Source organism: Hanstruepera ponticola, assembly GCF_002940745.1.
In the GTDB taxonomy this organism is placed as follows: domain Bacteria; phylum Bacteroidota; class Bacteroidia; order Flavobacteriales; family Flavobacteriaceae; genus Hanstruepera; species Hanstruepera ponticola.
In genome coordinates this window covers 628,300-653,724 of record NZ_POTB01000001.1, presented here as the reverse complement: position 1 = coordinate 653,724, position 25,425 = coordinate 628,300, and the positions used below count along the sequence as shown (strand labels likewise).

The following is a 25,425-nucleotide window of genomic DNA, read 5'->3' as shown; positions in this document are numbered from 1 at the left end:
TAGGCGAGAGCAAGCAATTATTTTTATACATTGCTAGCAAAAGTTTTTCATTCCTTATTCAAAAATTCAAAAACTATATTATTCTTTTCAGATTCCATTTCACAAGTCCAACTATCAATAAACCATCTTCCATTTTCATAATGTAGTTGGATACTATTCAGTCCTCTAATATTAGATTCCGTTTTTGGGTCAGTTCGGATTTCAAAAGCACTCCAAACTTGTGCAATATTTCCATATTTACTTACTATTCTTTTAAGTTCCTTTTCGTAAAAATCCTCTTTAGGTGATAATCCAATTGGAATATATTCCGCTTCAAGAGTATGTGATTCTGCTTTCCCATTTTCGTCTAGTCTTGTTATAACAGCATTTTCCGAATGAATATACTTATCTCGCTCAAATTCCCATGGCTCACTATTCGAACCTGAAACAACATCATAATATGCATTTATGATTGCATCTACTGATATTACGTCTTTTGCGTACTCTTCTTTAGTAGTTTGCCCTAAAATTGAATTGAGAGCAAAAAATACGCTGATTGATGTAAGAATGATTTTGTTCATATGATTGGTTTTAAATTTTTGCTGACGTCTTTATATATATTGTTATGCGTTAAAGCATCTATTTAGCAAATGTTTTTCCATATAAATAAAATGGGTTAATACTTTTCTTTACTATTTAATGCCCTTCGTTATAAAAAACTAAACCGTAAATTATCAACAGCGCATTTTTATATCAATCTAAATATCAACAGTGTGTGACGTGTGTCTTGGTTTATGGTGCGCTAGCAACAGCTCCTAATGTGTACAGTTGTTCCATAGTCGGTGTTTCGCTACCACCTGCAGGTTCTAGTGTAATACCAAAGGCTTCAGAAGCATTGGCATTGCTTATAGTAAACACTTTGTTGTCATCCGTGGCAAAGTTGTCAATAGTTCCTAAACTAGTAGGCGTGAGTGGGCTTAATGTTAAAGACCAAACCTGATACACCTTGCCTCGTGGAGGTTCTGGTAAGCCTTGGGCGTCTAGGTAAATGTTATTAGTCTTTTTATCCCAATACACCTTGGCATAGGCTTCCGGATACACAGCTTGTCCAGATAAAGGCACGGCTATGATATCTTTATCACGTATTACTGAAAGTAGTTTATTGGCTTCTTCCAAACTTGCGTTGGCTCTGCTTATTTGTTCTTCAAGAAGTTGGTTGTCAATAAGCTGCTTGTTCATTTCAGTTTCAACCGTATTCATTTCAGATTGTAAGGCACTATTTTGGTTCAATAACCAGATGAGGCCACCAGCTAGTAATACAGAGGCTGCCCAACCTGTGTAGGCAAACCAATTGGTTTTTGGTTTTCCAGGTAATGGAATAACTTTAGGTTCAGTTTTACTTAAACCTAATGCTTCTTTAACAGCAGTAAATATATGTTTAGAATCCGATGGTCTTGCGGCAGCTGTTAGCTTAATAATAGCCGCTTCAATTTTTAAAACTTCATCTAAAATATCCGGATTTTCTAACAGCTTTTGATACACGGCTTCGTTTTCTTCTTCAGAAAGGGCACCAGCTATATAAAGCTCTAAAATTCCAGATTCTATGTACTCTTTATTCGTCATTAGGTTACATCCAACATATTTCGCAATTCGTTAATACAATTTCTATTGCGTGTTTTTATAGTGCCAATAGGCATTTCTAAAGTTTCTGAAGCTTCTTTTTGCGTATATCCTTTAAAGTATAACAGCTCAATGACTTCAATGCATTTTTTGGCTAACTTTTTTACAAATTTTTTAATGCCAATGGCATCGGTTTGGCTGTTTAGGTTTTCATGGTTCTCAAGTATATCTACGAAAAAATCGGCATGAAGGTTTTTTTTAGAATTTTTAAAGGTTTTAGACCGTGTTTTGTCTATAGCGGCATTTCTGGCAATGTTTATAAGCCAGGTAAAAAATCGACCTTTTTTAGATGAATAACTACTGGCATTATGCCAGGCTTTAATAAACACGTCTTGCATCACTTCTTCGGCAATATCATGATCCCGAACAATGTTATAAATAACGCCATGCATACTGTCACTATACATATTATAAAGTGCTTCAAAAGCTTTTTCATCTTTGTTTTGAAACTTTGAAACCAGAAGCTCTAATTGCATGTAGTGTTTATTTTTCACCAAAGTAGTCAATAATTAGCAATAAAAAAAGCTGCACAAGGCAGCTTTTACAAATTTGTTTTGTGAGATAGTTATTCAATAACACCTGCACAACTTACACGAGCACCAGCGGCTCCAGATGGTTGTGAGGTAAAATCATCGGCACCTTTATGTACAATAATGGCTTTGCCCAATACATCTTTTGCAGGATCACCACAACCAATGCACCATTCATCAGTAGTTAGGGTAATGGTTCCATTGCCTTTTTCATCAGCATTAAAATTGCCTATATCGCCTTTGTGATAACCTGCAGCATCACCCCATTTTCCATGTGGTTGTCCTGTAGGGTTCCAATGGCCACCTGCTGAAGTACCATCATCAGCCGAACAATCAGCTGTTTCATGCAGATGAATAGCATGTGTTCCTGGCTCTAAACCAGACATGATAGAGGTAAAAGTAACCTGACCATTCTCTTGCCTAAATACAGCATTACCAGTTACATTACTACCGCTTTTTGGACTTAATGCCACTTTTATTTTTTCAACTTCTTCAGTTTTGGTCTCAATCACAGCTGGTTCTTCCATTTCTGTTGTTTCAGTTGTTTCCATTTCTGTGTTTTCCTTTTTATCCTTCTTACAAGCAAAAACAGTAACAAGAATACATAGTGTAAGTAATAAACTTATTTTCTTCATGATGTTTAATTTCGTTTTAGTTACTATAAAATTACATATTATTTAAATCATAATAAAATATGTAGAGGTAAGAATATGATAATTATCATATTATGTTTAACGCATTCGCAATAATTTTGAGCCATATTACAAAAGGTATGTCAAGCAAGTTGATAAATAAATATAATATAGCAGGACCTCGTTACACGAGTTACCCAACCGTACCGTATTGGGATAGCGCAACGTTTTCTCAATCAAAATGGTTGCATACTGTACAAACGTCATTTAAAGAAAGTAATCATGATGAAGGTATTAGTTTGTACATTCATTTACCATTTTGTGAAAGTTTGTGTACGTTTTGTGGCTGCAATAAGCGTATAACTAAACGTCACGAAGTAGAGTCGCCATACATTTCTTATGTGCTTAAGGAATGGGATTTATACTGTGAAAAATTTGAAGGTAAGCCCCTAATTAAAGAATTACATTTAGGAGGTGGTACCCCTACTTTTTTCTCGCCAGATAACTTAAAAAGATTGATAGAAGGTATTCTATCTAAAAGTCAGGTTGCCCAGAATCATGAGTTTAGTTTTGAAGGTCACCCTAACAATACAACTCGAGAGCATTTACAAACGCTTTACAATCTTGGCTTTAGACGTGTAAGTTTTGGAGTGCAGGATTATAATTTAAGCGTTCAAAAAGCTATCCATCGTATTCAACCTTTTGAAAATGTGCAATTTGTAACAGAAGCCGCTAGAGAGATTGGTTATACATCAATTGGTCATGATATTATTTTTGGATTACCCTTTCAAACGATTAATCATGTACAGGAAACGATTACAAAAACCAAATTATTAAAACCTGATCGCATTGCTTTTTATAGCTATGCACACGTTCCTTGGATAAAAGGAAATGGTCAACGCGGTTTTAGTGAAGCCGATTTGCCAAAACCTGCAACCAAACGTGAACAATATGAATTGGGCAAACAATTGTTGGCTGATTTAGGTTATCATGAAATAGGTATGGATCATTTTGCATTAGAGACAGACACGCTCTATAAAGCCATGTTATCCAGGTCATTGCATCGCAATTTTATGGGTTATACAGCTTCCAAAACGCAAATGATGATTGGTTTAGGTGTGTCGTCTATTAGTGACAGTTGGTATGGCTTTGCTCAAAATGTAAAGGATATAAAATCATATTACAACCTATTGGATAAAAATCAAATTCCTGTTTATAGAGGTCATATTTTAAATTCTGAAGATTTAATTATTAGAACCCACATATTAAACTTAATGTGTCATTTTGAAACAACTTGGGATAATAACCAAATGAGATTTAATGATTTACCTGATGTATTAATAAAATTAAAAGAAATGGAAACTGATGGTTTGGTTGATATAGAATCAAAATCATTACAAGTAACAGAAAAAGGAAAGCCCTTTGTACGGAATGTTTGTATGGCATTTGACCTGCTTTTACAGCGTCAGCAGCCAGAAAAACAATTATTTTCAATGACTGTTTAACGCATGTTAATAAAAGATTAAAGCATTGACAATAAGAAAGGTTCTGTAAAAAATATCGTAAATTATAGTAGTATTTGTTTAACTTAAAATTAGAAACCATGAAAAAAATAATAGTCCCTATAGATTTTTCTGAATATTCAGATTACGCATTAGAAACGGCTGCCATGCTTGCCAAAAAAAACAATGCCGAGATTTTAGCCTTACACATGTTGGAAATGTCTGAAGCCATATTAACTAAAGGCGAGAATGAGATGCAAATGGAAACGGTCTTTTTCTTAAAATTGGCAGAAAAACGATTTAACGAATTTTTAGATAAAGACTATTTAGAAGGCTTAAAAGTAACACCCATTGTGAAGCACTTTAAAGTATTTAGAGAAGTTAATGAGGTTGCTAAAGAACAAGGTGCCGATTTGGTAGTTATGGGCTCTCATGGTACCAGTGGTATTAAAGAATTTTTTATAGGTTCAAACACCGAGAAGGTTGTGAGGTATTCAGAAATACCTGTTTTGGTTATTAAACACAATCCTATATTAACTGAGTTTGATAATGTTGTTTTTGCTTGTGATTTTTCTGAAGAATCTGTTTCAGCCTACATAAATGCTAAAAACATGTTTGAAAGCTTACAATCAAAAATGCATATGATCTATGTTAATTTACCAAGTGAAAATTTCAGAAGCACTGCTGAAATGGAGGGTAAGGTTGTTAGCTTTTTAAAGAAAGCCGATGGTAATTTGGATAATTTATCTAACGTAACTTATGTAAGTGATTATACGGTAGAGAAGGGTATTACCAATTTCTCTAATTTGGTAGGAGCTGATTTGATAGCTATTGCTACACATGGTAGAAAAGGTCTGGCGCATTTCTTTGAAGGGAGTATCTCAGAAGATATTGCCAATCATTCTACACTTCCTGTGATGACATTTAAAATATAAATTCAGATAAATATCATAAAAAAAAATCAAGCCTTAAGCTTGATTTTTTTTGTGCCAGAGTGCTTATTATCAGTAGTATTTGTAGTTACAATTTTTAAATAGGATAAAAATATCCGAAATATGATTTTTGTCATGTTTTTAAAGCTTTTTAGTATTTAGTTTTGTTGTACAAATTATAAATAACATGAAAACAACACTAAAATTAATGACCCTATTATTTGCCCTACTAGTTATTAGCTGTGGTGGTAAAGAAGAAAAAAAAGAAGAAAAATTTTCTTACGAAAAGAAATCAACTAAAACAGAAACCGTCGCTAAAAAAGAAGAAAAAGTTCCAGCATCAAAACGTGTAGATCTTACTAATAAAGGCGTAGGTCCAATTAATTCAGTTGATCTTACGGCAGATATTGATCAGTCAATGGCAACCCATGGTGAAGATGTATTCAAGAAAATGTGTACCGCATGTCACAGACCAGACAAAAAATTTATTGGTCCTGCACCTACAGGTATATTAGAACGTAGAACTCCTGAATGGGTTATGAACATGATTTTGAATCCAGAAGAGATGGTTAAAAATGATCCATTAGCAAAGGACTTATTGATAGAGTTTAATGGTTCGCCAATGGCAAACCAGAATCTTTCAGAAGAAGATGCTAGAGCCGTATTAGAATACTTTAGAACACTAAAATAATACATTATGAATACATTTAAACAGTTATTTTTTGTTTTGGCATGTGTAAGTTTACTTTTCGCATGTAAAGACGAGAATCAGGAAGCCTCAACGACCAATACAGTTACAGAAACTGAAAAAACAACAACTGAACGCTCTGGACAAGCTTTTATTGAAGATGATGAAGCCACGCCCAATTGCTTGCAAATTGCCATTGGTTCACCAGATCACAAGACACTAGTAGCAGCCGTACAAGCTGCGCAAGTAGAGAATGCCTTGGTTAATGTTGGTCCACTTACCGTATTTGCACCAACAGATGCAGCCTTTGCAGCCTTACCAGAGGGTACTATTGACGATTTACTTAAACCAGAAAATAAGGAAGTTCTTGCTAACATTTTAAAGTATCATGTAACACCTGGTAATTTAAGTACATCTATACTTACTAAACTTCCAAAACTAGGTCAAGCAAACAATCAATACGTTCAAGTTGAAGTTGTTGATGGTAAACCAGTAATTGGAGGCGCTAACATTATTGCAAGTGTGAAAGCTGGTAATGGTATTGTACATGTGGTTGATAAGGTATTATTACCACCAACAGAAGAAAAATAAATCACTAACTCAATTAATAAATAAACAATGAAGAATATTTTAAAATCAGTAGCTGCGCTTGTAACTGTTCTTATAGCATTTACAAGTTGTGACGACACCAAAAAATCAAATGCAAAATCTGGAGCCTTATCTAGTAATGTTGCAGAAAAGGTGTATGTAGCACCTGGAGAACATGATGAATTTTATGCTTTTATTTCAGGTGGTTATAGCGGTAACTTAACCGTTTATGGATTACCATCAGGACGTATGTTTAAAGAAATCCCTGTGTTTTCTCAATTTCCAACATCGGGATATGGTTATTCTGAAGAAACAAAACCTATGTTAAACACCTCTCACGGTTTTATTCCTTGGGGAGATTCACACCATCCAGATATTTCTCAAACCAATGGAGAGATTGATGGTCGTTTCATTTTTATTAATGAAAACAACACGCCAAGAATTGCGAAAATAGATTTAAAAACATTTGAGACTACCGAGATCATTGAGGTGCCTAACAGTGCTGGTAATCACAGTTCCTCTTTTGTAACTGAAAACACCGAGTATGTTGTAGCAGGAACCCGTTTTTCTGTTCCAGTTCCTCAACGTGATATGCCAATTAAAGACTATAAAGGAAACTTTCAAGGAGCCTTATCATTTATTAGTGTAGAGCCAGAACATGGTCATATGGATATTAAATTCCAAGTTTTAATGCCTGGTTTTAATTATGATTTAGCGCATCCAGGTCGTGGTGCGTCTCATGGTTGGTTCTTTTTCTCAACTTATAATACAGAAGAGGCAAGTACCTTGTTAGAAGTTAATGCATCACAAAATGATAAAGATTTTATTGCTGCCATTAACTGGAAGAAAATTGAAGAATATGTAAATAATGGTGGTGGTACTATGATGCCCGCTGAATATGCTCATAACGTATATGATGAGGCCACGCATACAGCTACTTCTACTATGAAAAAAGAGGTGCGTGTAGTTAACCCATCAGAGGTACCTGGAGCGGTATATTTATTACCAACACCTAAATCGCCTCATGGTTGTGACGTTGATCCTTCAGGTGAATACATTATTGGAAATGGTAAGTTATCGGCAAATTTAACGGTACACTCATTTAAAAATATGTTGGCAGCAATCGAAGGTAAGAAGTTTGCTGGAGATGCTTATGGTATTCCAATTTTAAATTTTGAAGATGTATTAGCAGGTGTTGTAGAACAAGCAGGTTTAGGCCCATTACACACTGAATTTGATGCTAATGGTAATGCTTATACTACGTTCTTTATTTCTTCGGAAGTAGTGAAGTGGAAATTAGGTACATGGGAAGTATTAGATAGACAACCAACGTATTATTCTGTAGGACATTTAACTATTCCAGGTGGTAACTCTAGAAAGCCACAAGGGAAATATATGTTTGCTATGAATAAAATCACAAAGGATCGTTATTTACCAACAGGTCCAGAATTGGAGCATAGTGCACAATTGTATGATATTTCGGGAGATAAAATGGAATTATTATTAGATTTCCCAACACATGGCGAGCCACATTATGCTGCAGCTATGAAAGCTGACCTTATTAAAGAACGTTCTCAAAAAATATATGATTTAGAGGATAATAAGCACCCTTACGCTGCATTTTCTGATGATGATACAAAAGTTGTTAGAGATGGTAATAATGTACATATCTACATGACAACCATTCGTAGTCACTTTTCACCAGATAATATTGAAGGTATAAAAGTTGGTGATAAAGTATATTTCCACGTAACTAATTTAGAGCAAGATTTTGATGTACCACACGGATTTGCTGTAATAGGTCAAAACACCTCTGAATTATTGATTATGCCAGGACAAACTAAAACATCGGTTTGGGAGCCAACAAAAGTTGGTGTATGGCCATTTTATTGTACAGATTTCTGTTCAGCATTACACCAAGAGATGCAAGGTTATATTCGCGTATCTCCTGCAAATGCTAATACACCATTAAAATGGTCAATGGGAGAAGATATAGAATAAAACAGATTAGGAGAATTTTGTTTTAGTGTTTATTTTCCTATCAAAGGCGAGAGTAATTATTTCGCTCTCGCCTTTCTTTTTAAAAACACTATTATTCCTGCACGAGTAGGAGATTAAAACCACTAATTTTATCACGATGAAAAAGTCTAATATCATCATGCTGCTTGCAGCCATTCTACCACTTGGATTATTTTTATTCCCGCTTTGGAAAATTACTTTAGAAGCACCACAATACCCAACACCATTAGGGATGTATATCCACATTAATGATTTTTCAGATGCTAATCCGCATGATATTAAAAACATCAACCTCATGAATCATTATGTAGGGATGAAGTATATTCCAGATGCTATTCCTGAATTCAAAATTTTCCCTGCAGGCATTATAATAACAACTATAATTGGTTTGGCTATTGCTTTTAAAGGCAATTACAAATGGTTTTTATACTGGTTTATACTCATGGTTGTTTTAAGCAGTGCAGGATTGTATGATTTTTACATATGGGAGCATGACTATGGTCATAATTTAGATCCCAAAGCTATTATGAAATTTACAAATCCAGATGGTACGCAAATGGGTTTTCAACCGCCATTATTTGGTAGTAAAGATATTCTTAACTTTAGAGCACATTCATACCCACGATTAGGAGCCTTATTTTTAGGATTAGGAATAGCAACATCCTTAATTGCTTATTTAGTTGGTAAAAAAAACCATAAAAATTCTTTAGATATGTAACAAACAGGTATTACAGTAAAAAACACTAAAACACTAAAATAAAATGCAAACACTAAAACACTATCTAGCAATTCTATTGATGATAATGCTAGTAAGCTGTAACGTATCACCAAAGCCTATTGACTACGGCAATGATGGTTGTCACTTTTGTAAGATGACTATTGTTGATAAATTGCATGCTGCTGAAATTGTAACCACAAAAGGCAAGGTCTATAAATTTGATGCTACCGAATGCATGATTAATTTTATGGATGAGTTTGACACTTCTGAAATAGAATTGTACTTGTCTAATAATTACACAGAGCCAGGAGAATTAATTGATGCTACAAAGGCTACATTTTTAATAAGTAAAAATGTACCTAGCCCAATGGGAGCCTTTTTATCGGCATTTAAAGAAGAAGCTGATGCTAAGTACGTGCTATCTGAAAAAGATGGAACACTCTACACGTGGCAAGAATTATTAATGCACTTTAACGACTAAACATGAATTTTAAGCTCGGTTTTATAACTACCATGTTTATGGTAACCAGCATGTATGCGCAAACTATTGAAGTATGCAGAACGTGCCCTGTTACTACCTTGAAGGATGGTATTTCTGCAGCCAAACCCTACGATACTGTTGTTGTAAAAAAAGGAACTTACAAAGAGTATAATGTACTTGTAGATAAACCTCTAACACTAATTGGTGAAAATTATCCAGTAATCGATGGTGAATTAAAAGGGGAGGTTATTACAGTAGTGTCTGATAGTGTTACGGTAGATGGTTTATTTATTATAAATGTTGGGAATAGCTATACAGAAGATTATGCAGCTATACGGGTAAAAAGAAGTAAGCATTTTGTAATACAGAATCTTGTTTTGGAAAAATTGTTCTTTGGTATCTACATTGAAAAATCGAGTTACGGAAAAGTGTATCACAACAAAATAATTGGAGATGCTGTTGAAGAGTATAATTCGGGTAACGGTATTCAATTATGGTACAGTCACTATGTAGATATTGAGCATAACTTTGTTGAACATGTACGCGATGGTATTTATTTAGAGTTTTCTGACAATTGCATTATTAAAAATAATGTAAGTGCTGAAAATTTGCGTTATGGTTTACACTTTATGTTTTCAAATGATGATGTGTATCAAGACAATACGTTTGAAAATAATGGAGCAGGTGTAGCGGTTATGTTTTCCAAGAAAATAAAAATGGTTAACAATACCTTTAAAGAAAACTGGGGAACTGCATCTTATGGTTTATTATTAAAAGAAATAAATGATTCTGAAATAACCGGAAATAGTTTTAAAGAAAATACCATTGGAATTAACATTGAAGGTTCTAACAGAATAACTTATAAAAACAACAATTTTTCTAATAATGGTTGGGCTGTCAAAGTAAAAGGAGCCTGCTATACCAACCGTTTTATTGAGAATAATTTTTTATACAATTCCTTTGATATTTCATACAATAGTAAGGTTAATGATAATATTTTTGATAGAAACTACTGGAGTAATTACACAGGTTATGATTTAGATAAAGATGGTATAGGCGACGTGCCTTACAGACCTGTAAAGCTTTTTTCGTATATCGTAAACCGTACACCAGAAACTATAATTTTATTACGTAGTTTATTTATAGATATAATTGATTTTTCAGAAAAAGTATCGCCAGTATTTACACCAGATAATCTTATGGATAATAATCCGCAAACAAAACGTATAACATGGTAAGTATTGAAAATCTACATAAAAAATTCGGCAAAAACGAAGTGCTTAAAGGCGTTGATTTAAGCATTAAGGATGGTGGCATATTTGCTGTTCTAGGACCAAATGGTTCGGGTAAAACCACTTTAATTAAATCGGTTTTAGGTATGGTAATTCCAGATCAAGGAGCCATTAACGTACAAGGTAAAAATATTAAGAAAAACCCTAACTACAGACATCAAATTGATTACCTGCCACAAATAGCTAATTTCCCTAGTAATTTAAGGGTAAAAGAGTTGATTCGTATGATAAAGGATTTACGAAAAAACACCAATGAAGATGAGCGTTTAATTGAGCTATTTAAGTTGCAACCCTTTTTAGATAAAAAATTGGGTAACCTTTCAGGAGGAACTAAACAAAAAGTAAACCTAGTTTTAACCTTTATGTTTGATAGTCCTTTAATTATTCTAGATGAACCAACAACTGGGTTAGACCCTATTTCATTAATTCGTTTAAAGGAGCTTATACAAGTAGAGAAAGCAAAAGGAAAAACAATTCTTATTACCTCACACATCATGAGTTTTGTAGAAGAAGTGTCTGATGAAATTGTATTTATCCTAGAAGGTAAAATTTATTTTAAAGGCACTATTTCAGAATTAAAAACCAAGACCAATCAGCCTGATTTTGAACATGCTATTGCGTCTATATTATTAGAGAATCATGCTTAAAATATTGAAATATAGTTTTTTCGATCTCATGCGTAGCCGTTGGAGTTATGTGTACTTCGCCTTTTATCTATTGCTTGGAGTCGTGCTTTTGTTTTTGAATAATGATTTATCTAAAGCAGTGATTACTCTAATGAACGTAATCATAGTTTTAGTACCATTAATAGGAACCATTTTTGGCGTGATGTATTATTATAATTCAAAAGAGTTTACCGAATTGCTGTTAGCCCAACCCTTAAAACGATCGTCCATTTTTCTTGGGCAGTATTTAGGTGTGGCATTATCATTATCTATGAGTTTAATATTAGGTTTAGGTATTCCATTTGTGTTTTATGGTTTGTTTAAAAGTAATGCCATTTGGGACTTTTCTTTACTGTTAATAACAGGTTCGTTTTTAACACTCATATTTACAGCTTTGGCTTTTAATATTGCTTTATCTAACGAGAATAAGATAAAAGGGTTTGGTTACGCTATATTATTATGGTTGTTTTTAGCTGTAATTTATGATGGGTTATTTTTAATGACACTTATTTTATTTGAAGATTATCCATTAGACAAATTATCATTAATCGGAACCATGCTAAACCCAATTGATTTATCACGAACCTTAATATTATTGAAACTAGATATTTCTGCATTGCTAGGCTATACAGGAGCTATTTTCAAACAATTTTTTGGCACAAGTTTCGGACTCATAGTATCCTTTATTATGCTCATAGTTTGGGTTGTGCTTCCTGTACTGCGTATTATGTTTAAATCTAAAAGAAAAGATTTTTAATTATGAAAGTATCAAATTTAATAGTTGTTATTGGGTTACTCTCATTTGTGGGTTGTAAAAAAGAAGTAAAAACTGAAGCTAATAATACAGTTGACGATATTTCAATAGTTGACACCTTAAGTTTAAAATTAAATTTAAGTGATAAATGGTTAGTGAATACAGAAACTCATGAAGGTGTCACAAAAATGAACGCTATAATTTCGGACTTTAAAAAAAGTGAAAACACCAATTATAAAACATTAGGTGATTCCTTATCAAAGCAAACAAGCTACATTATTAAAAACTGTACTATGACAGGTGAACCACATGATCAATTGCACGTTGTTTTGGTTCCTATGTTAGATGAAATTTCTATGCTTCGTGAAACTGAAAATGTATCAAATGCAACAGAGGCATTAACAAATTTACAGGCATTAATTCAGACGTATTTTGAACACTTCAAATTATAATAAAATGTGACCAATATCATGTTTCAACATAAAAAGATGAATTAAATTTGTACCATGATTAAAAGTATAACCCATAAAATAACAGCGTATGTTTTAGTAGTTATTCTACTAGCTCATAATATCAATACGTTGGTTATTGTGGGTGATTATTTAGCTAATCAAGATTTTATTGCCAAAACACTTTGTATTCAGAAAGATGACCAACAAGGTTGTAATGGTAAATGTCATTTAAAGAAGCAGTTAGCACAAAACGAATCTGGAACTAATGGTAAAGCACCTGTTCAAGAAAGCAAGCGTGTTGTTTTAGATGTATATTTTGTGTCAGATATTAATGCTGTTGAAGCCCAATTTATTTCTTTTCATATAAACAAAAACAAGGTGTTTTATCAAACACCAATCATTACTGAAACATATCTCTCGATTGATACACCACCTCCAAACTTCGCTTAAGTTTCTATCAATTTAAATACGATGTTTTTTTCTTGGTCTAGCTTGATATAATAAGCCAGGAGCGGGATTCTACATCAAAAGGTCAAAATAAATTACTCAAAATTTAATGTCAATACATGTAACTTCTTATGCTGTTACCAACTATTGATATGCTCTAAAACATATTAAAATGAAACTTAAATATATATTACCAATCCTTTTTTTAGCACTATTTACAGTCTCGTGTTCAGATGACGAAAACGATGATTTCACACCTCCAACGAGTGAAGTTGAAGGGTTAAGACTTATTCAAGAATTAGATAACGATACGCATACTATTGAATTATACAACAAATCAGGTATGTTCTATACAGGCTATAACGCGGTAAGTATTCGCATTAAAGACAAATCAACCAATAATTATATTGAGAATGCTACAATGAGTTGGATGCCAATGATGCAAATGCCAACCATGCAACACTCTTGCCCAAACACAAATCCAATAAAGGCTAGTGGAAAAAACACGGTTTATACAGGAACTATTGTTTATCAAATGACTAATACAGATGGATCAGGTTGGTCATTAATGCTGGACTACACTATTGATGGTGTTGATTATATGGTTTCAGATGCGATTACAGTTATGCAAAATGATAATCAAAACGTATCAAGTTTTATGGGAACGGATTCGAGTCGTTATGTTGTTGCTATTATAGAGCCAGAAAACCCAATTATCGGGAATAATGATTTGGTAGTAGGTGTTTATAAAATGGAAAATATGATGTCCTTTCCAGTTGTAGAAAATTACATCTTAACACTTGATCCTCGTATGCCAGGAATGGGTAATCATACTTCGCCAAATAATACCAATTTAACGTTTAATGCGACTGACAATTTGTACCACGCTAACTTATCATTAACCATGACAGGGTATTGGGTGTTAAACTTAAAACTTATGAATGTGGATGATGAGGTTTTAAAAGGAGAAGATGTTACTGATACCAATGAGCAAAGTAGCTTATATCTAGAATTAGAATTTTAATTTTCAAAACATGAGATTTCATAGATGACATAACTATCTATGAAGTCTCATTAAACACTAAAGTCATGAAAAAGCTCATAATCGTATTGGGCGTCATATATAGTACGTTTTCATTTGGTCAAGACACTTTACCTTCAATAGAAAAGGATACAACGCAATTAGATGAGGTTATTTTAATCACACAGCGTAAATTAAGTAACTACCGTCAAGAGAAAACATTATCTAGTATAGATGATTATTTAGAAAAATCTAATCGAATAACTATGATTAAGCGTGGAAATTACGCTTGGGAACCTACATTGAGCAACATGACCAGTGAGCGTTTAAACGTTACCATAGATGGTATGCAAATATTTGGTGCTTGTACCGATAAAATGGATCCTATTACGTCATACGTTGATGTATCTAACTTAAAGAAAGTCACTATTGCATCAGGTCAAGAAGGTACCGAAAATGGACATTGTGTTGGTGGTGCCATTGATTTACAATTGCCTGAATCTAAATATTATGATTTTGGGTTAAAATCGAGTATAGATTTGGGTTATGAAACTAACGGAAATTATAGAACCGCTGGATTAGATGTAGAGTACTCTGGAAATACCTTTTATTTGAATGCAGATGGTATTTTTAGAAAATCTGACAATTATGATGCTGGAGGCAATCAAGAAGTCTTGTATTCACAATTTCAGAAATATAATATTTCATTACAAGGCGGTTATAAATTATCAGAAAATCATCAGTTAGATGCTAATATAATTTATGATAAAGCTACAGATGTAGGTTACCCTGCATTACCAATGGATGTGTCTCTTGCAGAAGCTTTAATAACATCGTTAACCCACACGTATAAAAGCGACTCAACGTTTATTAAGAATTGGGAATCTAAACTGTATTTCAACACCATAACACATATAATGGATGATTCGCAACGGCCAGATGTACCTATTCGCATGGATATGCCAGGATGGAGCGATACTTACGGTTTTTATAGCAAGGTGAAAATTGAAGAAAATAAGCATAATTTGTTATTCAATTTAAACGGATTCTACAACCGTTCATTAGCCGAAATGACCATGTATCCAAACGATTCTAACCAACCGCTTATGTTTATGTACACGTGGCCAGATATTAGAACCTTATATTCGGGTATTTATGCAAAAGACATTTATGCATTAAGTGAAACGACAATCTTATCAGCTTCTGCTCGATTTGGCTTTCAAAATAATACTATTGGAGAACAAGTCGGTTTAGAAAGTTTACAAATATTCTATCCAGAATTAACCGATTCTAAAAACCGCTTTTTAATGGGTGTTTCAGGTGATTATCAATTAAAAAAAGATAATTATGATTTTGCCTTTGGTTTAGGTTATGGCGAACGTGCACCATCTGTAAGTGAAGGTTATGGTTTTTTCTTGTTTAATAGCTTCGATAATTTTGATTATATAGGAAATCCGTATTTAAATAATGAAAAATCTATTGAAACGAATATTAAATTTAATTACTATTTAAAAAACTTTAAAGTAGGTATTGAAAGTTCTTACTTCTATATCATGGATTATATTATTGGTGAAATAGATCCAACATTGAGCCCTATGACTATTGGAGCAACAGGAGTTAAGATTTATACTGGAATTGAACATGCGTCTATTTTTGATGTGTATTTAAATACATCATATAATTTTTCTAAAACCATATCATTTAATGGAACTATAGGGTATAATTACGGACAAGGTAGTAATGACGAACCCTTACCAATTATCAAGCCATTTTCATACCTAGCTGAAGTAGCGTATTCAACATCTAAATTTAATGCCGCTTTGCAATTAGAAGGTAATGGAAACCAAACGCGTTTTAGTAGCTTTTATGGCGAAGATGAAACACCTGCCTATGGCGTATTGAATTTAAATTTAGGTAATGTTGTAAACTTAAAAAGCAATAAGCTGGTTTTTAAATATGGTGTAGAAAACCTATTAGATACCTTTTATTCTACCTATGCCGACTGGAATAATATACCTAGACAAGGTCGAAACTTTTATGTTAATGCGTCGTTTGTAATTAGGTAAATAAAGTATATTATTTCCAAAATGCATCAGTCAGATTATCTTGAAACGATTCTGATTGATGTATTTTTTCAATATCTAACATTTGGGTTTCACTAGCCATATTTTGTATTTCAGGAAATAGCACACGTTCTTCAAAACGAATGTGTTTTTCCAATAATACTTCAATAGCTGACAAGGTGTTTGTGACCTTGGTAGATTCTGTAAACAGCATTTGTAGTTCCCTATGTTGCTCTATAGCTTCATTTACAAGATTATTGGTATTATCAAGAATAGGGAAGACATGTTTTTCTTCAATTTCAAAATGCGGAATTAAATGTGTTTCGTAAAACCAATTGGCATACTTCCAAATTCTTTCTGACGATATATTCTTTTTAAATCCCATTTTTATCTTCCAGCACAGTAATAGACCATGATGATGTTCTCTGCTTAAGGGTTGCAAAGCTATATGGCGTTTCTGTGGTTTATGATGTTTCATAGGTTGTTGATTTGATATTGATAATTAAAAAGCTTATGCCTAGTGGGAGTAAAATACTAAATAGAAATAACAATAAATAATAATGCGCAATGATACCTTCGCCTATATAATATCTATATCCTTGAAGGGCAATTAATAATTCGGTCAGCAGAAATCCTAAAATAAATAAATAGACTCCAAACTGCATGGTTTTAGAAAATTTAACAACGTTGTTCTGTAATATTAGAGCAAATAAAAACCCAGAAATAACACCTAGCATAGTAAGATGAATGAATCCAATTACAAAATTTCGATGTTCGTAAACAACTTGAGAAAATTCAGGTAGTAACGCTGTAAATTGTAATACTATTTTTAATACCAAGCAAGCAATGGCAAACAGAAATAGATTTCGAGTAAGACTTGACTGTTTTATGAAAAATTTTGATAATTGAGGATTAATCAATTTAAATAACAGGATTAAAGCTATCATTTGTAGGGTAATACCAATCGCGTTTATCCAAAACAAACTATTATGAGGCGTAAACCATTGTACAGGTAATGCAAGGGTTAGAATGGTTGAGATAATTAACAGAATATAAAAGTGTTTAAATGCTTTTGAGTTTTTAATCTGTAGTAAGTGAAAGAATATAGCAATAACGCCAATTAAAAACCACCCATTAAATTGAAAATGTAGAAAGAATTGAATGGCTATTTGATAAAATGCTGAAGCTTTACCAAATGCTGAAACTGCTGGACCCAAACACCAAACTCCAAGAGTTGAAACCAGCATGAATAGGAGCGAAGCTCTCACTAAAAGTTTGGTGACTATAGAATCAGATTTAAAGTGCTTCCATATTAAATAAACAAAATAGTAACTACATAGAATATGAAGCGTAGAAAACGTTATTGATATGGCAGCATAACCTTGAAAAGGGAAACTCAACAGCATACCAATAACAGCAAATTCAGTGAGCCAAAATAAGCGATTGTAAATGGGTTTTTTATCAGGAATAAAGTAATACACATAAAAAGTGTATAACATTAAATACACCCAGCCTAACATAGCAACATGTGAATGTGCATGTGTTAGATATCGATAATTAATGGGTAAATCTCCCAAAAATGAATACCGTAATAACAAACCCATTATTGCGGCAATCAGGAAGTTTAATAAGCTAACTAATACTAGTTTTTTGAGCATGAAATATTTTATAGAAATTTAAAATAGGAATTTTTAAATAAAAATTCCAGAAAGCCTTTAGGTTAACTTTCTGGAATTTAAACAAACAAACTAATTATTAAGTACTACTCACTAAACAACTGTTCCAATTTTATGGCTTGAGGAAACAGTATATTATTTTCTAAATGGATATGTAAATGTAAATCTTGCTCAAACTCATTTAGCATAGCAAACGTAACTCTATACGTGTTACATGCATCTGTAGGAGGATTGTAATTATCGGTTAAGGTTGCTATTTCTCTAAAACGACCACCTTCATTATCATGTTCCTCTTTCATCAAGGCAATAGGGTTTTCAACCGTACCAAAATGTGGTGCTTCAATAGCTTTTCCGTCTAAAGTTGCGTTAACCATTTTTTTGATAAATGGAAAAAGAATGAGTTCTTCTTTTTTCATGTGAGCTGCCAAATCACCAGCTGAACCAGTAAACAATTCATTGATTTTAAATAATTCTGGATGACGCTCACCATGAACACGACACAGTTTTTCTAAAAACTGACGAATTACAGGAATTTTTTCTTCAACATAGCGATGATGTTTTTTCTCTATATAATCAATTAACAAATCTAAAGGCCACGATTTGTAGTCTATGGCTTGGTTGCCTTTATTATTTAACACAGCATTAAGTTCATCGAGCAATTGGTTACTGTTTATATCCTTTTTTTGGCAAGCTTCATCTAGGGTTCTACCACCATTACAGCAAAAGTCAATTTTGTATTTCGAGAATACAGCAGCCGTTCTATAATCTTCTGCAACATATTCACCAATTTGTTTTTGAGTGTTTTTTTCTAATGTTTCCATATTGTTTTTATTTCGGATAAAAACATCCTATTTAATATTAATTTTTTTTAGACTTTTAAAAACGAAGCACCAGATTTAATATCAAGGGCTAGTTCTTCTAATGTTGTATGTTCTAACATATACTGTAAATTGTTACGAATACTTTTAAATTTTTCATGAACAGGACAAGGATGGTTTTCATCACATTTTTCAAGGCCTAATCCACAACCTCTATAAATTTTATCACCATCAATGGCATTTACAATTTGCGCTAGTTTAATTTTATTTATCTGATTTTTATCAATCTCAAAACCACCGTAAGCTCCTTTAACAGAATTAATGACATCATGCTTTACAAGCGCTTGTAATATTTTGGCTGTAAATGCTTGTGGGGAATTTATCTCTTCGGCAATTTCCTTGGGAGTAACACGCTTTCCTTCAGATGAGCTGATGGCTATAAATATAGCTGCTTTAATACCGTATTCACAAGCTTTGGAAAACATACGTTAGTAATTTAATACAAATTTAATGTAAAATTTAATTCGGACAAAATTATCTTAAATAAAATATTTAATGACATTCAATAATTCCATCGGCCGTTTCAACAATTGGAGCAGGAGAGAGGTAAGGTATGCCTAAACCTAATCCTCTAATAATAAATAGCAATCCAATAATAACAACAAATACAGGAATAGCTTTCTGAATGCGTTGTTTGACAGTTACATTTAAAAACTTCCCAAAGTAAATAGCAACGGTCATTAAAGGGATTGTTCCCAAACCAAACAGAGTCATATATAAAGCGCCATAAGTAGCACTTTGCATAGCTAAAGAGGCAAAAACTGCCATATAAACTAAACCGCAAGGTAAAAAGCCATTTAAAAAGCCAATAGTTAAAAAAGTATCAGCAGTTTTTCTTTTTAAAGCTTTTCCCAAGCCAGATTTTACTTTGCCAATTAATTTATAGATAGGCTTTGAAAAATTATATTGATTAAAAGTTTTTGCAGGTATAACTATTATTACTATCATAACTATCCCGATGGCAATAGATAATTGCTGTTGTAAACCAAACAAATAAAGACTTTTTCCAACTAACCCAAAAACTAGTCCAATAAGTGCGTAAGCAAATAGACGACCAATGTGGTATGCAAAAATTTGAGTTGTTTTTTTGAATGAATTACTGCGATCAACAGGTAACATAAAGGCAATAGGACCACACATGCCAACACAGTGAAAGCTGCCTAATAAACCCAATATAATTGCAGACCATAGCATTTAGTATATTATTTCTTTTTTGTAGAGATATGATTTTCCGTTATATTGCCAATCAACCTTAATGTTCCAACGACCATCTAACAAACGCTTGTCAGGTATGAGCAAATTGTGGTTTGACAAAGAAATGTCCGTTTCAAAGTCAAATTGTTTATTAGATGGTCTATATAGGAACACGTTTCCTGTTATGCTATTAATCTCCAGGGATTCAGGAAATGTTATTATGATACCTTCATTGGTTTTCTTCCAAGATAAATTTTTGGTTAATGATTTAGAATTGTTTTCTTTATCAATATCATTTTGAAACTCTAATTCCTGTTTATAGTAATCTTCCGTTACTAAATCATGATCTAATGCTTTATCTGTATTCATGCTAATCACAAAATACATGATGAAAGAAATAAACCCTACAAAAGCAATCACAATACCTGTTCCCCAATTAAATTTCATAACACTTGTCTTAATTATAACTTCTAGGCCCTAAAAAGTTTACACTTGTAGTTTCAATTAATTCATCACCACTGTAAACTTCAATTACTAATTTATTCTTATCACCAGTCAAATCTTTTTTATCAATTTCAATAAACAATGTTCCTTCGGCTAGTCCTTCTTCAGGAATAATGATATTATCACTATTGGAAACAACTTTGATTTCGCCATCATATTTTCGCAGTTTAAAACTCACGTTGTCTATTTCATGTACTGTTTTGTTCACTAATTTATAGGTAAATACATTACTTATTATGTCACCTTCCTTATGCTCATATAGTTGTCCAGGTAGCCTTAAAACTCTGGCTTCAACATCATTTCTAATCATCAACATACCAATTAAAACACCAATTAAAATGATAAGCACTGCGATGTACCCTTTCATCCTAGCTGTGAGCTTAAATTTTTCTTTCTTTTCTATTTCATCTTCGCTCGCATAGCGTATTAAACCTTTAGGAAGGTTGATGCTTTCCATGATATGATCACATTCATCAATACAAGCGGTACAGTTTACGCATTCTAATTGTGTTCCATTTCTTATATCAATACCAGTAGGGCAAACATGTACACATTGTAAACAATCAATACAATCGCCATGACCTAAAGCTTCCCGATCTTCATTTTTTCTAAACTTTTTTCGACCGTTTTCACCTTCACCACGTTTATAATCGTAGGCGACAACAATTGATTTGTTATCTAAAAGAACACCTTGCAAGCGTCCATATGGACAGGCAATGATACATACTTGTTCCCTAAACCAGGCGAATACAAAATAGAAAACTGCTGTAAATATGATTAATGGGAACAAGGTGCCTAAATGTGCTGTTGGCCCATCAATAACATATTTAATAAGTTTATCACTACCTATCAAGTAGGCTAAAAAAACATTGGCTATTAAAAACGAGATAATTAAAAATAAGAACCATTTTAGTAGGCGCTTTCTAATTTTTTCAGCATCCCATTTTTGTCTATCTAGTTTTCGTTGTTTATTTCTATCACCATCAATCCAGTATTCTATGCGTCTAAAGACCATTTCCATAAAAATGGTTTGTGGACAAATCCAACCACAAAAAACTCTTCCAAATCCAACTGTAAAAAATGTAATAAATACGACACCAATAATCATAGAGATTACAAACAGGTGGAAATCTTGTGGCCAAAACGGAAACCCAAAAATATTAAACCGTCGTTCTAATACATTAAACAACAGAAATTGATTACCATTAACTTTTACAAAAGGCGCGGCAAACAGAAAAACTAATAATAAATAGCTAACTATTTTACGTTTTTCGTAATAGCGTCCGCTGGGCTTTTTCGGATATACCCAAGCGCGTTTTCCGTCTTCGTTAATGGTACCTATCGAATCTCTAAACGATTCGTTTTCTGGAGCTTCCACGATTTTTTTACAAGATTATATTAATTTTCTATTGTAATAATTGAATCTGTTTTTACTTCCATGGCTTCAGTAGGTATGTCTTCAACGGGTGCATTTTCATCTACCCAAATTTCGCCTTCAGCTTCTTTTGGTTTTGCCGGTGTGGTACCTTCGAATTGTAAGACATAACTAGAAACTTGAGCAATTTCTGATGGTTTTAAACTTTGTTTCCAAGCAATCATACCTTTTCCATTTCTACCACCTTCTGACACGGTTTTGAAAACATTTTTTATACCACCACCTAAAATCCAGTACTTATCGGTTAGGTTAGGACCAATACCACCACCTCCATCAGCCATATGACAGGCTACACAGTTTTCTTCAAAAATAACTTGGCCAGCTTTTATGTCAGCAGCATCTGTTAAAACAGTAACGGTATTAATGTCAACAAGGTCTTTTGCTGTTCTCCTATATTCTTCTATTTCAATCTCTGCTTGAGCATATTTAGCCTCTAATTCTTCATATTGATTTGGACCATTAAAAACATGATATCTAATTAAATAGATAGCACCAAAAATTATGGAAGCATAAAAGCCATATAACCACCAAGGTGGCAAATCGTTATCCAATTCTCTTATACCATCATAGTTGTGATCTAAAATAATCTCATGTTCTTCTTCAACAGGTTTTTGCCCTAATAGTTTCTTGTAAGTATTCTGAATCCAGATAACAACTTTTGGTGTACTTGATTTTCTAGCATCGTATCGTGCTTTTGCTTTGGCATCCAGGCTTTGATACAAAATGTTATCCATAGAACTTACTATGGCTTCTACTGCAATTAGTATGAGCAAAACCAAAACTAGGAAAAGCATAATTACAGGTTGCTCCATGAATGCAGGTTTTTCTCCTGATTCAATAAAATATTCTACTAGTCCATAGATTATAAAAAATACTACTGGAACTCTTATCCAAGATGGGATATACTGTCTCATAGTTTTGTTTGGTTTTGGTTATCTAAAGGGATATTGCTTACAGTCTTGATATAGTCTTTTTTTGCGGTAAAAACCCACCAAAAAAGGACTACAAAAAAAATGAAAAATATAAGTAAGGAGATGATAGGGTATATTTCAATACCAGTAATACTCTCCATATGATTTTTTACAAATTTTAGCATAATTCTAGTTTTGAGTGGTTGTTTCTTCTAAATCGGTTACTTTAATATCAGTTCCTAATCGTTGTAAATATGCAATAAGTGCTACTATTTCACGATTTCGCATTTCAACAAAGTCAGCTCCTCCTGATTGTTTGTCAGCCTCATATGTTTCGGCAAAATCAGGGTCAGCATACAAGTTCTTTTCTATTTGAGTTCCTTGTTCCAACATGGCTTCTTGTGCATTGGCTATGTCTTCATCACTATAAGGAACACCGAGTTTGACCATAGCATTCATTTTAGCTTCGGTTTGTGATTTATCCAGTTCATTATGAACAAGCCACTGGTAAGCTGGCATGATAGAACCAGAAGAGGTACTTTGTGGATCGTACATATGGTTTAAATGCCAGTTATCTGAATACTTACCACCTATACGGTGTAGGTCTGGTCCTGTACGTTTACTTCCCCAAAGGAAAGGGTGGTCATAAACATATTCACCAGCTTTTGAGTATTCACCATATCGTTCAACTTCACTTCTAAAGGGCCTAATCATTTGAGAGTGACAACCTACACAACCTTCTCTAATGTAAATGTCACGCCCTTCTAATTCCAATGGTGTATAAGGCTGAACACTACTAATAGTTGGAATATTAGATTTTACCATAATAGTTGGAACAATCTGTACAATACCACCAATTAATATAGCAATAGTGGCCCAAATGGTCAATCTTATTGGTTTACGTTCTAACCAAGTATGCCAACCTTCACCAGCTACTCGGTGTTTTGACACGCGTTGTAGTGCAGGTGCTTCGGCTAATTCATCAGTAACTTTACTACCTGATTTTATAGTTACAATTACATTATAAATCATGATAAGCATTCCTGTAATGAATAAGGTACCACCTATAGCACGCATCCAATACATTGGAATGATTTCAGAAACAGTTTCTAAAAAGTTTCCATAAACCAATGTACCATCGGGATTGAATTGTTTCCACATACTTGCTTGGGTGAAACCAGCTACATACATTGGTAACGCATATATGATTATTCCCAAAGTTCCTATCCAGAAATGCAAATTAGCCAGACCTATTGAGAATAATTTTGTTTTGAAAAGCCTTGGAATCAGATAATATATCATACCAAAGGTTAGGAAACCGTTCCAAGCCAACGCTCCAACATGAACATGCGCAATAATCCAATCGGTAAAGTGTCCAATGGCATTTACATTTTTAAGTGAAAGCATAGGGCCTTCAAAGGTTGCCATACCATATCCAGTAATGGCCACAACCATAAATTTTAAAACAGGATCAGTTCTTACTTTATCCCAGGCACCACGTAATGTTAATAAACCGTTTATCATACCACCCCAAGATGGCATCAATAACATAACAGAAAAGGCGACACCTAAATTTTGAGCCCATTCAGGTAAGGCTGTATATAATAGGTGGTGAGGTCCTGCCCAGATGTAAATAAATATAAGTGACCAGAAGTGAACAATAGATAATCTGTAAGAGTAAACAGGTCTGTTAGCCGCTTTAGGAACAAAATAATACATCAATCCTAAAAAGGGTGTGGTCAGGAAAAATGCAACAGCATTGTGTCCGTACCACCATTGTACAAGTGCATCTTGAACACCTGCATAAACCGAGTAACTTTTCAAGGCGCTTACAGGCATTTCCAGACTGTTGAAAATATGCAGTACTGCTACAGTTACAAAAGTTGCTATATAAAACCAAAGTGCTACGTAAAGGTGACGTTGTCTACGTTTTAAAATGGTAGCAATTAAATTCCACCCGAAAACAACCCAAACTAATGCAATAGCAATATCAAAAGGCCATTCTAATTCGGCATACTCTTTTGAAGTTGTGTAACCTAGTGGTAAGGTGATAGCAGCACCAACAATAATAAGTTGCCATCCCCAAAAATTAATTTTACTCAATAGGTCACTTGCCATTCTGGCTTTCAATAACCGTTGCGAGGAATAATAAACACCGGCAAAAATGGCATTTCCAACAAAGGCAAAAATTACAGCATTCGTATGCAAGGGTCTTAAACGACCAAAACTTAACCATGAAATACCATCGGTTAAATTGGGGAATAAAAACATGAATGCTAGTAATAAACCTACCAGCATACCTACAACTCCCCAAAGCATTGTAGCATATAGGAAATTTTTAACGATTTTGTTATCGTAATGAAATTGTTGTACTTCCATAATAA

Annotated in this window: 28 protein-coding genes; 14 read left to right on the top strand and 14 right to left on the bottom strand. The window is 33.4% G+C overall.

All coding sequences use genetic code 11. The annotated features are described in order from the left end of the window. Positions 1-47 precede the first annotated feature (47 nt). The 4 genes from C1S72_RS02820 to C1S72_RS02805 all read right to left on the bottom strand — a co-directional run bounded on the left by C1S72_RS02820 (position 48) and on the right by C1S72_RS02805 (position 2,824). Entirely contained in the window at positions 48-560 is a 513-nt protein-coding gene (locus C1S72_RS02820) for a hypothetical protein (protein ID WP_104734156.1), read from the bottom strand. Positions 561-771: 211 nt separating this feature from the next. After that, positions 772-1,602: an anti-sigma factor gene (locus C1S72_RS02815; protein WP_104734155.1), complete on the bottom strand. Its 831-nt coding sequence runs from the start codon at positions 1,600-1,602 to the stop codon at positions 772-774. Continuing rightward, the gene (locus tag C1S72_RS02810; protein WP_104734154.1) at positions 1,602-2,135 is read right to left on the bottom strand and encodes an RNA polymerase sigma factor; all 534 of its coding nucleotides are present in this window, start codon (positions 2,133-2,135) and stop codon (positions 1,602-1,604) included. The genes C1S72_RS02815 and C1S72_RS02810 overlap by 1 nt, the downstream gene beginning before the upstream one ends. A gap of 89 nt (positions 2,136-2,224) precedes the next feature. Further along, the gene (locus C1S72_RS02805) at positions 2,225-2,824 is read right to left on the bottom strand and encodes a superoxide dismutase family protein (RefSeq protein ID WP_104734153.1); all 600 of its coding nucleotides are present in this window, start codon (positions 2,822-2,824) and stop codon (positions 2,225-2,227) included. Positions 2,825-2,961: 137 nt separating this feature from the next. Between C1S72_RS02805 and hemN the strand changes: the two genes are divergently transcribed. The 14 genes from hemN (at position 2,962) to C1S72_RS02735 (ending at position 16,446) form a co-directional block, all read left to right on the top strand. Further along, complete coding sequence (gene hemN / locus C1S72_RS02800) at positions 2,962-4,326, top strand: oxygen-independent coproporphyrinogen III oxidase (protein ID WP_104734152.1); 1,365 nt, start codon at positions 2,962-2,964, stop codon at positions 4,324-4,326. A gap of 98 nt (positions 4,327-4,424) precedes the next feature. Then, complete coding sequence (locus C1S72_RS02795; protein ID WP_104734151.1) at positions 4,425-5,258, top strand: universal stress protein; 834 nt, start codon at positions 4,425-4,427, stop codon at positions 5,256-5,258. A 184-nt stretch (positions 5,259-5,442) separates the two neighbouring features. Beyond that, positions 5,443-5,946, top strand: a complete 504-nt coding sequence (locus C1S72_RS02790; RefSeq protein ID WP_104734150.1) for a c-type cytochrome — start codon at positions 5,443-5,445, stop codon at positions 5,944-5,946. A gap of 6 nt (positions 5,947-5,952) precedes the next feature. Beyond that, positions 5,953-6,534 carry a fasciclin domain-containing protein gene (locus C1S72_RS02785; protein ID WP_104734149.1) on the top strand — a complete coding sequence of 194 codons (582 nt, stop codon included), beginning with the start codon at positions 5,953-5,955 and terminating at the stop codon, positions 6,532-6,534. Positions 6,535-6,561: 27 nt separating this feature from the next. Beyond that, the gene (gene nosZ / locus C1S72_RS02780) at positions 6,562-8,532 is read left to right on the top strand and encodes a Sec-dependent nitrous-oxide reductase (RefSeq protein WP_104734148.1); all 1,971 of its coding nucleotides are present in this window, start codon (positions 6,562-6,564) and stop codon (positions 8,530-8,532) included. Between the two features lie 136 nt (positions 8,533-8,668). After that, entirely contained in the window at positions 8,669-9,268 is a 600-nt protein-coding gene (locus tag C1S72_RS02775) for a hypothetical protein (protein ID WP_104734147.1), read from the top strand. Between the two features lie 43 nt (positions 9,269-9,311). Then, positions 9,312-9,749, top strand: a complete 438-nt coding sequence (locus C1S72_RS02770; protein ID WP_104734146.1) for a nitrous oxide reductase accessory protein NosL — start codon at positions 9,312-9,314, stop codon at positions 9,747-9,749. Positions 9,750-9,751: 2 nt separating this feature from the next. Further along, entirely contained in the window at positions 9,752-10,987 is a 1,236-nt protein-coding gene (locus tag C1S72_RS02765; protein WP_230401561.1) for a nitrous oxide reductase family maturation protein NosD, read from the top strand. Continuing rightward, positions 10,981-11,688, top strand: a complete 708-nt coding sequence (locus C1S72_RS02760; protein ID WP_104734145.1) for an ABC transporter ATP-binding protein — start codon at positions 10,981-10,983, stop codon at positions 11,686-11,688. The genes C1S72_RS02765 and C1S72_RS02760 overlap by 7 nt, the downstream gene beginning before the upstream one ends. Beyond that, positions 11,681-12,463: an ABC transporter permease gene (locus tag C1S72_RS02755; protein ID WP_104734144.1), complete on the top strand. Its 783-nt coding sequence runs from the start codon at positions 11,681-11,683 to the stop codon at positions 12,461-12,463. The genes C1S72_RS02760 and C1S72_RS02755 overlap by 8 nt, the downstream gene beginning before the upstream one ends. Positions 12,464-12,465: 2 nt before the next feature. Further along, positions 12,466-12,912 carry a hypothetical protein gene (locus C1S72_RS02750; RefSeq protein WP_104734143.1) on the top strand — a complete coding sequence of 149 codons (447 nt, stop codon included), beginning with the start codon at positions 12,466-12,468 and terminating at the stop codon, positions 12,910-12,912. 54 nt (positions 12,913-12,966) lie between these two features. Beyond that, on the top strand, positions 12,967-13,362 hold the full coding sequence (locus C1S72_RS02745) for a hypothetical protein (protein WP_104734142.1): 396 nt from the start codon (positions 12,967-12,969) through the stop codon (positions 13,360-13,362). A 169-nt stretch (positions 13,363-13,531) separates the two neighbouring features. Next, positions 13,532-14,383, top strand: a complete 852-nt coding sequence (locus tag C1S72_RS02740; protein WP_104734141.1) for a hypothetical protein — start codon at positions 13,532-13,534, stop codon at positions 14,381-14,383. 65 nt (positions 14,384-14,448) lie between these two features. Beyond that, positions 14,449-16,446: a TonB-copper family protein gene (locus tag C1S72_RS02735; RefSeq protein WP_104734140.1), complete on the top strand. Its 1,998-nt coding sequence runs from the start codon at positions 14,449-14,451 to the stop codon at positions 16,444-16,446. A gap of 10 nt (positions 16,447-16,456) precedes the next feature. Here the strand turns inward: C1S72_RS02735 and C1S72_RS02730 are convergent, their stop codons facing one another. The 10 genes from C1S72_RS02730 to ccoN all read right to left on the bottom strand — a co-directional run bounded on the left by C1S72_RS02730 (position 16,457) and on the right by ccoN (position 25,420). Further along, positions 16,457-16,921 carry a hemerythrin domain-containing protein gene (locus tag C1S72_RS02730; RefSeq protein ID WP_104734139.1) on the bottom strand — a complete coding sequence of 155 codons (465 nt, stop codon included), beginning with the start codon at positions 16,919-16,921 and terminating at the stop codon, positions 16,457-16,459. Then, complete coding sequence (locus C1S72_RS02725) at positions 16,908-18,101, bottom strand: hypothetical protein (protein ID WP_104734138.1); 1,194 nt, start codon at positions 18,099-18,101, stop codon at positions 16,908-16,910. Before C1S72_RS02725 ends, C1S72_RS02730 begins: the two co-directional genes overlap by 14 nt. 104 nt (positions 18,102-18,205) lie before the next feature. After that, positions 18,206-18,940: an iron-sulfur cluster repair di-iron protein gene (ric, locus tag C1S72_RS02720; protein WP_104734137.1), complete on the bottom strand. Its 735-nt coding sequence runs from the start codon at positions 18,938-18,940 to the stop codon at positions 18,206-18,208. A gap of 47 nt (positions 18,941-18,987) precedes the next feature. Further along, positions 18,988-19,422: an RrF2 family transcriptional regulator gene (locus C1S72_RS02715; protein WP_104734136.1), complete on the bottom strand. Its 435-nt coding sequence runs from the start codon at positions 19,420-19,422 to the stop codon at positions 18,988-18,990. 67 nt (positions 19,423-19,489) lie between these two features. Next, positions 19,490-20,191 carry a sulfite exporter TauE/SafE family protein gene (locus C1S72_RS02710; protein ID WP_104734135.1) on the bottom strand — a complete coding sequence of 234 codons (702 nt, stop codon included), beginning with the start codon at positions 20,189-20,191 and terminating at the stop codon, positions 19,490-19,492. Further along, positions 20,192-20,638 carry a FixH family protein gene (locus C1S72_RS02705; RefSeq protein WP_104734134.1) on the bottom strand — a complete coding sequence of 149 codons (447 nt, stop codon included), beginning with the start codon at positions 20,636-20,638 and terminating at the stop codon, positions 20,192-20,194. Positions 20,639-20,648: 10 nt separating this feature from the next. Continuing rightward, entirely contained in the window at positions 20,649-22,073 is a 1,425-nt protein-coding gene (gene ccoG, locus C1S72_RS02700) for a cytochrome c oxidase accessory protein CcoG (RefSeq protein WP_104734133.1), read from the bottom strand. A 20-nt stretch (positions 22,074-22,093) separates the two neighbouring features. Beyond that, positions 22,094-23,044, bottom strand: coding sequence for a cbb3-type cytochrome c oxidase N-terminal domain-containing protein (locus tag C1S72_RS02695; RefSeq protein ID WP_104734132.1), 951 nt, complete (start codon positions 23,042-23,044; stop codon positions 22,094-22,096). Next, a complete protein-coding gene (locus tag C1S72_RS14490) occupies positions 23,041-23,226 on the bottom strand; it encodes a CcoQ/FixQ family Cbb3-type cytochrome c oxidase assembly chaperone (protein ID WP_104734131.1) in 186 nt (61 codons plus the stop codon). Before C1S72_RS14490 ends, C1S72_RS02695 begins: the two co-directional genes overlap by 4 nt. Positions 23,227-23,230: 4 nt before the next feature. After that, positions 23,231-25,420: a cytochrome-c oxidase, cbb3-type subunit I gene (gene ccoN / locus C1S72_RS02685; RefSeq protein WP_104734130.1), complete on the bottom strand. Its 2,190-nt coding sequence runs from the start codon at positions 25,418-25,420 to the stop codon at positions 23,231-23,233. Between the last annotated feature and the right edge of the window lie 5 nt (positions 25,421-25,425).

Excerpts from the sequence above, each read along its gene's own strand:
- C1S72_RS02730 (WP_104734139.1), bottom strand. The coding sequence starts at position 16,921 with ATGAAACATCATAAACCACAGAAACGCCATATAGCTTTGCAACCCTTA.
- C1S72_RS02710 (WP_104734135.1), bottom strand. The coding sequence starts at position 20,191 with ATGCTATGGTCTGCAATTATATTGGGTTTATTAGGCAGCTTTCACTGT.
- C1S72_RS02790 (WP_104734150.1), top strand. The coding sequence starts at position 5,443 with ATGAAAACAACACTAAAATTAATGACCCTATTATTTGCCCTACTAGTT.
- ric (WP_104734137.1), bottom strand. The coding sequence starts at position 18,940 with ATGGAAACATTAGAAAAAAACACTCAAAAACAAATTGGTGAATATGTT.
- C1S72_RS02725 (WP_104734138.1), bottom strand. The coding sequence starts at position 18,101 with ATGCTCAAAAAACTAGTATTAGTTAGCTTATTAAACTTCCTGATTGCC.
- C1S72_RS02750 (WP_104734143.1), top strand. The coding sequence starts at position 12,466 with ATGAAAGTATCAAATTTAATAGTTGTTATTGGGTTACTCTCATTTGTG.
- C1S72_RS02740 (WP_104734141.1), top strand. The coding sequence starts at position 13,532 with ATGAAACTTAAATATATATTACCAATCCTTTTTTTAGCACTATTTACA.
- C1S72_RS02755 (WP_104734144.1), top strand. The coding sequence starts at position 11,681 with ATGCTTAAAATATTGAAATATAGTTTTTTCGATCTCATGCGTAGCCGT.
- C1S72_RS02765 (WP_230401561.1), top strand. The coding sequence starts at position 9,752 with ATGAATTTTAAGCTCGGTTTTATAACTACCATGTTTATGGTAACCAGC.
- C1S72_RS02820 (WP_104734156.1), bottom strand. The coding sequence starts at position 560 with ATGAACAAAATCATTCTTACATCAATCAGCGTATTTTTTGCTCTCAAT.
- C1S72_RS14490 (WP_104734131.1), bottom strand. The coding sequence starts at position 23,226 with ATGCTAAAATTTGTAAAAAATCATATGGAGAGTATTACTGGTATTGAA.
- C1S72_RS02735 (WP_104734140.1), top strand. The coding sequence starts at position 14,449 with ATGAAAAAGCTCATAATCGTATTGGGCGTCATATATAGTACGTTTTCA.
- C1S72_RS02745 (WP_104734142.1), top strand. The coding sequence starts at position 12,967 with ATGATTAAAAGTATAACCCATAAAATAACAGCGTATGTTTTAGTAGTT.
- C1S72_RS02715 (WP_104734136.1), bottom strand. The coding sequence starts at position 19,422 with ATGTTTTCCAAAGCTTGTGAATACGGTATTAAAGCAGCTATATTTATA.
- C1S72_RS02695 (WP_104734132.1), bottom strand. The coding sequence starts at position 23,044 with ATGAGACAGTATATCCCATCTTGGATAAGAGTTCCAGTAGTATTTTTT.
- C1S72_RS02705 (WP_104734134.1), bottom strand. The coding sequence starts at position 20,638 with ATGAAATTTAATTGGGGAACAGGTATTGTGATTGCTTTTGTAGGGTTT.
- C1S72_RS02805 (WP_104734153.1), bottom strand. The coding sequence starts at position 2,824 with ATGAAGAAAATAAGTTTATTACTTACACTATGTATTCTTGTTACTGTT.
- hemN (WP_104734152.1), top strand. The coding sequence starts at position 2,962 with ATGTCAAGCAAGTTGATAAATAAATATAATATAGCAGGACCTCGTTAC.
- C1S72_RS02795 (WP_104734151.1), top strand. The coding sequence starts at position 4,425 with ATGAAAAAAATAATAGTCCCTATAGATTTTTCTGAATATTCAGATTAC.
- ccoN (WP_104734130.1), bottom strand. The coding sequence starts at position 25,420 with ATGGAAGTACAACAATTTCATTACGATAACAAAATCGTTAAAAATTTC.
- C1S72_RS02785 (WP_104734149.1), top strand. The coding sequence starts at position 5,953 with ATGAATACATTTAAACAGTTATTTTTTGTTTTGGCATGTGTAAGTTTA.
- C1S72_RS02815 (WP_104734155.1), bottom strand. The coding sequence starts at position 1,602 with ATGACGAATAAAGAGTACATAGAATCTGGAATTTTAGAGCTTTATATA.
- C1S72_RS02810 (WP_104734154.1), bottom strand. The coding sequence starts at position 2,135 with ATGCAATTAGAGCTTCTGGTTTCAAAGTTTCAAAACAAAGATGAAAAA.
- nosZ (WP_104734148.1), top strand. The coding sequence starts at position 6,562 with ATGAAGAATATTTTAAAATCAGTAGCTGCGCTTGTAACTGTTCTTATA.
- C1S72_RS02760 (WP_104734145.1), top strand. The coding sequence starts at position 10,981 with ATGGTAAGTATTGAAAATCTACATAAAAAATTCGGCAAAAACGAAGTG.
- C1S72_RS02770 (WP_104734146.1), top strand. The coding sequence starts at position 9,312 with ATGCAAACACTAAAACACTATCTAGCAATTCTATTGATGATAATGCTA.
- C1S72_RS02775 (WP_104734147.1), top strand. The coding sequence starts at position 8,669 with ATGAAAAAGTCTAATATCATCATGCTGCTTGCAGCCATTCTACCACTT.